6 protein-coding genes and 2 pseudogenes are annotated in these 7,937 nt (G+C 60.0%); 6 read left to right on the top strand and 2 right to left on the bottom strand.

All coding sequences use genetic code 11. From position 1 onward, the window contains the following. Positions 1 to 47 precede the first annotated feature (47 nt). Positions 48 to 965, bottom strand: a pseudogene (locus BLU35_RS28295) (IS630 family transposase). A 509-nt stretch (positions 966 to 1,474) separates the two neighbouring features. Between BLU35_RS28295 and BLU35_RS28290 the strand changes: the two are divergent. The 4 genes from BLU35_RS28290 (at position 1,475) to BLU35_RS28275 (ending at position 5,410) form a co-directional block, all read left to right on the top strand. After that, positions 1,475 to 2,929, top strand: coding sequence for a catalase (locus BLU35_RS28290; RefSeq protein WP_093235457.1), 1,455 nt, complete (start codon positions 1,475 to 1,477; stop codon positions 2,927 to 2,929). 81 nt (positions 2,930 to 3,010) lie between these two features. After that, positions 3,011 to 4,153: a hypothetical protein gene (locus BLU35_RS28285; protein WP_286161653.1), complete on the top strand. Its 1,143-nt coding sequence runs from the start codon at positions 3,011 to 3,013 to the stop codon at positions 4,151 to 4,153. Positions 4,154 to 4,283: 130 nt separating this feature from the next. Then, a complete protein-coding gene (locus BLU35_RS28280) occupies positions 4,284 to 5,000 on the top strand; it encodes a hypothetical protein (RefSeq protein WP_093235456.1) in 717 nt (238 codons plus the stop codon). A 77-nt stretch (positions 5,001 to 5,077) separates the two neighbouring features. Continuing rightward, complete coding sequence (locus BLU35_RS28275) at positions 5,078 to 5,410, top strand: carboxymuconolactone decarboxylase family protein (RefSeq protein WP_093235454.1); 333 nt, start codon at positions 5,078 to 5,080, stop codon at positions 5,408 to 5,410. Between the two features lie 693 nt (positions 5,411 to 6,103). On the opposite strand, the gene BLU35_RS28270 is transcribed toward BLU35_RS28275, so the two are convergent. Next, the gene (locus tag BLU35_RS28270; protein WP_093235453.1) at positions 6,104 to 6,595 is read right to left on the bottom strand and encodes a winged helix-turn-helix transcriptional regulator; all 492 of its coding nucleotides are present in this window, start codon (positions 6,593 to 6,595) and stop codon (positions 6,104 to 6,106) included. 159 nt (positions 6,596 to 6,754) lie between these two features. Between BLU35_RS28270 and BLU35_RS28265 the strand changes: the two are divergent. Next, positions 6,755 to 7,280: pseudogene (locus BLU35_RS28265) on the top strand (hypothetical protein). Positions 7,281 to 7,310: 30 nt separating this feature from the next. Then, the gene (locus tag BLU35_RS28260) at positions 7,311 to 7,937 is read left to right on the top strand and encodes a cysteine hydrolase family protein (protein WP_093235451.1); all 627 of its coding nucleotides are present in this window, start codon (positions 7,311 to 7,313) and stop codon (positions 7,935 to 7,937) included.

Genomic DNA, 7,937 nt, shown 5'->3' with positions numbered 1-7,937 from the left:
CGCCTGACCGACAAACTTGCGCTTCTACCAAGCGTCGCAGAGATCCGCTATCTGATCACACGGCTCCTACTGCGACCGCCGATGAGGACGACCTTGCCAATCATGTCCCACAGACCAGACACGGTCCGCTCAGCCGCCTTCCTCAGATGTGCCTTGAGCTTGGAGAAGGCCTTTTCGATGGGGTTGAAGTCGGGACTGTAGGGCGGCAGGAACACCATCGTTGCGCCCGCCGCTTCGATTGACGCTCTTGCTGCTGGCCGTTTGTGGCTGGAAAGATTGTCGAGGATCACGATGTCACCGGGTTTCAATGTCGGGACCAGGACCTGAGCGACATAGGCCTCGAACCACTCGCCATTGATCGGACCGTCGATGACCAAAGGCGCGACCATTCCGGTGTTTCGTAGACCGGCGACAAGCGTCGTCGTCTTGCGATGGCCATGCGGGAAACACATCCGTAGCCGCTCACCTCTGGTGCATCTTCCATGAGTGCGGGGCCATGTTGGTCGCGGTCCATATTTCATCGATGAACACGAGCCGCGACGGATCAAGATCGAGTTGCTCGTCGAACCACCGCTGACGGAGTTCCAAGACGTCTGGGCGTGCTTGCTCTATCGCGTGGCCAGTCTTTTTTGCGCGTCTGATTGTGCCGGACAAGGAAACGGTGCAGCGCCGACTTGCTGATGGCGATGCCCTGAGCTGCAAGGGCATCACGAAGTTCGAACAAGGTGCCGTCCCGGTGTTCCTCAAGCCACGACATGATCGCGTTGGCGTTGGCTTCGGTTTTTTACGAATGACGGTCTCCACCCAGCGGACCCGGTCGAACATGGCCCTGACGGACTTGCAGGTTTCGCCACCGGCTCACGCTGGCCGCACTGACGCCAAAGCGCTCGGCAGCCTCTCTGTGCGACGCTCCGGCAGAGGGCAAGAACACATGCGCGAAGATCAACGGAAAGGGCTTTCGACATTATCTGCCGACCTCCATCGGCAGAAAGTTTGAATCAGAACCGCTGCGAAGCTGAAAAGAACAATTTATTTCGTCCTGCTTCCGACGCCTAATTGCTGTCAAAGGATGTAACGGTTTCGTGGTGTCACGACAGTTATTGTTCGGCCGATAACTGCCGTCATCTTCCGTTTCTTATGCAAAAACATAACGAGTTTGGTGAGAGCAAGATCATACAAGACGTCTATAGCGACTGCACGTAGCTTCACCGCGTTGATTTAACTCTTTTCTGCGGGATTACTATGGATAGTCACGCGGTTTTTGCCGTCTCGGCGCCGACGCAATACTTGGTCGTTGTCGGCCGCTTCAGGGTTCGTTTTGAACGCGCTTGCCAGATGCAGAGCCGTTGGCCGGAAGGAGTCGCGGGTCTCGCCATCGATTGGGCCTGGCACAGTTGGGCCGGCGACACGCATTCGTCTTCTGAACGTTGAGCGCCGCTGAATATCTCTTCTTGATCTAACCGAGGCTAAGGCAATGTCCAGCAAGCATCTCACACATGCCAACGGCGCGCCCGTGGCCGACAACCTGAACATCCTGACGGCGGGGCCGCGCGGGCCGGCCCTGCTTCAGGACATCTGGCTGATCGAGAAGCTCGCGCATTTCGACCGGGAGGTGATTCCGGAGCGACGCATGCATGCGAAAGGATCGGGCGCCTACGGGACCTTCACGGTCACATCGGATATCACCCGCTTCACCAAGGCGGGGCTGTTTGGTGAGATCGGGAAGCAGACGCCCGTCTTCCTGCGCTTTTCAACGGTTGCAGGGGAGCGCGGCGCCGCCGATGCCGAGCGCGACATCCGCGGCTTTGCCGTCAAGTTCTATACTGACGAGGGCAACTGGGACCTCGTCGGCAACAACACGCCCGTGTTCTTTTTCCGCGACCCGCTGCGCTTTCCCGATCTCAACCACGCGGTCAAGCGCGATCCACACACGGGCATGCGCAGCGCCAACAACAACTGGGACTTCTGGACGCTGCTGCCCGAAGCGCTGCATCAGGTCACCATCGTCATGAGCGACCGGGGCATCCCGAAGTCGTACCGCGCCATGCACGGCTTCGGTTCTCACACCTTCAGCATGATCAACGCCGCCAACCAGCGCGTCTGGGTGAAGTTCCACTTCCGCTCTGAGCAGGGCATCGACAATCTCACTGACGAGGAGGCGGCGGCCGTCATCGGCAGCGATCGCGAGAGCCACCAGCGCGACCTGTTTCTTGCAGTCGACAGGGGCGAGTTTCCAAGGTGGACGCTATGCATCCAGGTGATGACCGAGCAACAGGCGCGGCAGCATCGGCACAATCCGTTCGATCTCACCAAGGTCTGGCCGCATGCGGACTATCCGTTGATCGAGGTCGGTGTGCTCGAACTTGAGCGCAACCCGGACAACGTCTTTTCCGAAGTCGAGCAAGCGGCCTTCAGTCCGGCCAATGTCGTGCCCGGCATCGGTTTTTCGCCGGACAGGATGCTGCAGGCGCGGCTGTTTTCCTATGGCGACGCGCAACGCTACCGGCTCGGCGTCAACTTCAATCACATACCGGTCAACGCGCCGAGGTGCCCGTTCCATTCGTTCCATCGCGATGGCGCGATGCGCACCGACGGCAATCTCGGCGCGACTAGGCACTATTACCCGAACTCGTACTCGCAATGGGAGGTGCAGCCCGGCGAAGTGGAGCCGCCGCTTCCGGTCGAGGGCGACATCCGCCACTGGGATCACCGTGCCGACGAGGATCACTTCGAGCAGCCCGGCAACCTCTTTCGCTTGATGACTGCGAGGCAGCAACAAGCCTTGTTCGAGAACACCGCGCGCAGCATCGCCGGCGCCGACCTGCACATCAAGCGGCGGCATGTCGCCAACTGTGCGAAAGCCGATCCTCGCTACGGCGCCGGTGTGGCAGCCGCCATTGGAATTTTGATCACCGACGCCGCAGAATAGCCGCCCCAAGCGCGGCCCTCACGCCGTGCGCGCCGATTCGAAGCAACAAATTCAACCGAACCGATATGAGAGCAGCAGTTCATGTCTGTGCACAGGCGCATTGGCATCATTCTCGGCGGCGGCGTGGCGCTTGCGCTCTACGCCAGTTCCGCCGGCGCACATGTGAAGTGGTTTGCGCCCTATATCGTCGGCGCCGAGCCGCAGCCGGTATCAGGCGTTCTTGCCAATCCCTGGTTCTGGTCCGGTGTGATCCTGGTCACCGTCTTCTTCGTGGCGACGCGCCTTGCGGAGATCAGCGCTCTTGGCGCCAGCGCGCACGACGTCATCGACCGGGCGACGGCGCCCTTGTGGCTGAGGCTCGATGACTATGTGCGGGCGACGGTCGCCGCTTTCTTCATTGCCATCTTCTCGGTCGGCGGCGTCTACCTGACGCCCGATCTGAAGACTCCCGCCGAATGGGTGTCGTGGCTGCAACTGCTTATTGCCGTCTACATCTTCTTCCGCGCCACCATGCCGCTCGCCGGTATCGGCATCATAACGCTGTGGCTCCTGGCGCTGCGCGACTACGATATCTTCCACCTCTTCGACTACCTTGCGCTTGGCCTCGGCGTTGCCGCCTATTTGATCATGGAGCCATCGCGGAACGAAGCGTTGCGCTCGCACCGGTTCGAGGCGTTGCGTTGGGGCCTTGCCGTCGCGCTCATGTGGTCGAGTCTCGAAAAGTTCGCCTATCCGATCTGGTTCTATCCCCTGGTGGAGGAAAAGCCGTTCCTGACCTTCGGCCTGCCGCGAGACGTCTTCATTCCGATGGCCGGCGTTGCCGAGTTCACCATGGGCTTCGGTCTGCTGTGGACACCGCTCATCCGGCGATTGTCGGCAATTGCGCTGCTGGTCATTTTTACCGCCGCGGTCTGGCCTTTCGGCAGGATCGACCTGATCGGTCACGGCCTCATCATGGCGATCCTGGTGGCCGTAGCCTGTGATCGCTGCCGAAAGACCCGGTTCCTGCCATCCTTGAAGGCTCACATCCCTGCGATACCGGGCGGTATCGCGATGGCCCTGGTGCTGTTTGCTGTCGCATATTGGGGGCTTCACGGGATGTTCTATGGCGCCGAATACTCGGCGCAGGCAGCCGGCGAACGCGCGACCCATTCATTTGATCCCGACCATCCACATGGCCTGCGCGCCGAGGACAGCATGGGAGCGCTACCGACGAAACAGTAGGCAAGCGCGGTGACGGGCGCTCGAACTGAAGGGGTATACCGCCATCGGCGGCTCCGTGACTGCCCGGACGCGTTTGCATCGAAGGCTAGACCACACAACCAGGCAAACTGAAAAGAAAGGAACTATTCCCATGCTTCGAAAACTTGCAACCGCCGCGCTAGTTGCCGGAACGGCATCGCTTTGGCTGAGCGCCGCTGTTGCCCACTCGATAAAGGCCGAGCCTTCCGAGGCTGTCCATGCCGCCTTCGATATCGTTGAAACAAGTATCGCCACGAAGGGCGAAAAGGCCGTTTTCACCACGCGCGTCCGCGGCGAGGCCGGCAAGGACAAGCCCGACGCGACGGGTAAGTTCGAGGGCTCGAGCGTATATGCCTATGTCTGGCCGACAAGCCTCGACAGCGGCGAGATCGGCTTCGACAACGGCCAGGGGATCGTCGCCCTCGCCGTCACCTTCCATCCGGATTTCGACGACGCCTCCAAGGGTGGCAAGAATCGCCACATCTGGCATCCGCACTGGGTGGTGCTTTCCGAAGACAAGGCGTGCGGCGGCGGGTTGAAGGTCGTCGACATCCCTGAGGGCGCCAAGCCGAAGGTGCCGAAGACCTGGCCGGGCGTGCCGCTGCTGATCGACAGCCCCGAATATCCGACCAGCTTCAAGGGCGAGACGGTCGACGTGGAAATCCCGCTGTCGCTGATCGGCGGCATCAAGGGCGCGTCCTATGACGGCGTCACGGCCGGCCTCAAGGTCAACGGCAACCTACACGCGCCGCTCCTGTGCGTCGACAACGTCTTCAAGGTCGCATCCGGAAATCTCAGCCTGCCCGGCAAGGTCACGGACGCCGAGTAGCTGAAGCAGGGTCGGTCCGGCGACTGCCGTCGCCGAACTGACAATTCCTCCCCTCCAGGCAAACGAATGGAAAGAACATGGCAAGAATTACCCTCATCGACCCGTCCAATGCAACGGGAACCACCAACGAGCAGCTGTTGCAGATCAAAGCCGCCTTTGGAATGGTGCCGAACATGTTCAAGGCCGCGGCCAATTCGCCAGCGGCGCTGACCAGCATGTGGGGGACGTTCGGGGCGCTTGGCAGCGGCCGGCTCGGCGCCAGGCTCGGCGAAGAGATCGCAGTGGCAATCGCCGACCGCAATAATTGCAGCTATTGCCTCGCCGCCCACACCGGCCTCGGTCGCAAGGCCGGAGCGACCGTGCACGGGCGTCGGGAGGACCGGGGATATTGCCAGCCTAGCGGCACGTAGAAGCGTCGAGCCGCGCCTACGTGCTAGCCGTCAGCGGCCGTTGGAATCGAACTCTCAATACGCCTCCGTGACCAGATGTTCGACCTTCATCATCTGGGATCGCATAGTGTATCTTGTGGAGCGAAATTTTAAGTGCACTTCAGTGTGAGATTACACCGCCCCGGGATTCTGCTTTGACCATTCACGGTAAAGTCGTTCGCTTCGGCTTTACCGACGATTACATATCGTCTGTCGATCGCAAGCTTGTCGAACTCGACTTGGAGCGAGGCAGTCCATTTCTTAGGCGATCGCGTACCGTATCAACTGGCATTTCGCACGGTTGGCTGCGTCCGTCGATTAGCGTGGTGATATGATGGGCCCGGCTGGAGTCGAACCTGCAACCAATTGGTTATGAGCTGACGCAGTCAGTCCAACGTAGCTTCCCCGTCCACGGCGTCTGTTCGTTTCCTTTCAAGAACAGGGATAGGAGCGCCATGTTGCCGGCTTCCGCTTGTCTCAGATGGATGGAAGATGGAAGCTCGGCTGCCTCTGTCGCTGAGACGGGAATGTGACCTACTGCGGACATCGCGCGAAAAGAGGGCCGTTGGTATCCTTCAAGACGACGCCCCCACATCCCCGCCTGGCTCCCTCAAGTCTATTCGATTGCTGTTTGTGCTCCTAAAAAGCTGAGGGCGCTGTCCAACACTGAAGGATTTAGCGGCTGGCCTTGAACGCCTCAGCCCGCTCTTCGCGTTCGCTCTGATAGGCGGGATTTAGCTCGGTAATCAGATCTTTGCGCTGGAGTGGTTGGCCGCAGCTTTCACAAACTGGCCCAAGTCCTGCGGGCTTCCCGCAGGTGCGGTGCAGGTAATTGACCGCCCGGCCTTCATCCGGTGACTTGCACCATCTCTCTCCCCATGCCCGCAGCGCCAGGATGACAGGGTAAAAGGCCTCGCCCTTCTCGGTCAGATGATACTCGTAGCGTGGCGGCCGCTCGGTGTAGCGGCGGCGCTCCACCAGGCCGTCTTCCTGCAGTTTCTTTAGGCGCGCTGCGATCATCTGCGGCGTCCCGCCAGTCTGCGCCTGGATTTCCTCAAAGCGATGAACGCGCATGAAGAGCTCGCGCAGGATCAGCACGGTCCAGCGGTCGCCGACTTCACCCTCGGAGCGGGCGATCGGGCAGAGCGTCATTTCAGCAGATTCCATCTTGTCACTTTCATTATCATAGGGACTTGTAGATATGATTTTCATAGCTAATATAAGAACTCGTTGAAACAAGCGCAACAGGCCAAGCGGCGTCGCGACGATCGCGACGCAATTTCGATGGCGAATTCACGCTTGTCCAGTAAACGAAAGAGCGCGCCCATGAGCGATCATGAAATCGTCGATTCTAGTTTTTCCGCAATCATCAACGCACCGTTCGAGAAGATCGACATTCCGAAATGGTGCTTCACCCTCCCTGAGGATGAATACCGGCGCTGCTCTCCGGCTCATATTGCCGCCGGTTTCGCGACGGCTCCGGACGGCAGGCGCCATGTCGATCAATGTCGAGACGATCGGCGGCAGTCTGATGGTCCAGCACTACGTCGAGACATTGGCTGAGAAGCATCACCTGATCCTCGAATCCGTTTCGGAGATATTCACGCCTACGGGCCGAACAACGATCCATGTGCTTTGGGAACTCAGCGCCAAACGCATCGACGACCGGACTTGCGAGTTCACGAACCACGTGCGCTCCAGAGCAACCGAAGAATTCAAGGCCTTCCTCGACAGACAGGGCATCCCTTTCGACGTCTTCCGCGCGCAACGACAGCCAAGGTCGATTGCCCATAACCAAGGCGAAACGCCGCTGTTCGCGTCGAGCATCGAGCGCGCCGCGCTCAACAACTGACGATCCGCAAATTCAACCGAGGTCTTAAACATGGCACAGCCAAACTATCCCATCGATCGGACGGCCTACCTGCTGGTCGATCCGTTCAACGATTTCCTTCACGAGGACGGGAAGGTCTTCCCGCAGCTCAAACCCGTGGCCGAGGAGGTCGGGTTGCTCGACAACCTCCGCCGGCTGGACAAGGCCATGCGCGCGGCCGGGGTCCAGGTTGCGATTGTTCCGCACCGGCGCTGGGAACCCGGAGATTATGAGAGTTGGGACCATCCCAGCCCCACCCAGCGCAAGATCATGGACCGTCACCACTTTGCCCGCGGCGAGTGGGGCGGAGAATTCCACCCTGATTTCGCGCCGAAGCCGGGCGACATCATCGCTTCCGAACATTGGGGGCAGAGCGGGTTCGCCAACACCGACCTCGACATGAAGCTCAAGCAGCATGGCATCACGCACGTCATCATTGTCGGCCTGATCGCCAACACCTGCATCGAGACCACCGCCAAATACGCGATGGAGCTCGGTTACCACGTCACGCTGGTGAAGGATGCGACTGCTGCCTTCGGCCACGCGCACATGCATGCCGCGCACGAAATCAATGGACCCACCTTCGCTCACGCCATTCGCACGACTGACGAAGTGATCAACGATTTATCCGGAAAGTGA

Source organism: Sinorhizobium sp. NFACC03 (assembly GCF_900103435.1).
Taxonomy (GTDB): domain Bacteria; phylum Pseudomonadota; class Alphaproteobacteria; order Rhizobiales; family Rhizobiaceae; genus Ensifer.
Note: the sequence above shows the minus strand (reverse complement) of the source record. Positions and strands in the feature narration are given on the sequence as shown.

Coding starts and splice junctions, on each gene's coding strand:
- BLU35_RS28290 (WP_093235457.1), top strand. CDS start 1,475: ATGTCCAGCAAGCATCTCACACATGCCAACGGCGCGCCCGTGGCCGAC.
- BLU35_RS28285 (WP_286161653.1), top strand. CDS start 3,011: ATGTCTGTGCACAGGCGCATTGGCATCATTCTCGGCGGCGGCGTGGCG.
- BLU35_RS28280 (WP_093235456.1), top strand. CDS start 4,284: ATGCTTCGAAAACTTGCAACCGCCGCGCTAGTTGCCGGAACGGCATCG.
- BLU35_RS28275 (WP_093235454.1), top strand. CDS start 5,078: ATGGCAAGAATTACCCTCATCGACCCGTCCAATGCAACGGGAACCACC.
- BLU35_RS28270 (WP_093235453.1), bottom strand. CDS start 6,595: ATGGAATCTGCTGAAATGACGCTCTGCCCGATCGCCCGCTCCGAGGGT.
- BLU35_RS28260 (WP_093235451.1), top strand. CDS start 7,311: ATGGCACAGCCAAACTATCCCATCGATCGGACGGCCTACCTGCTGGTC.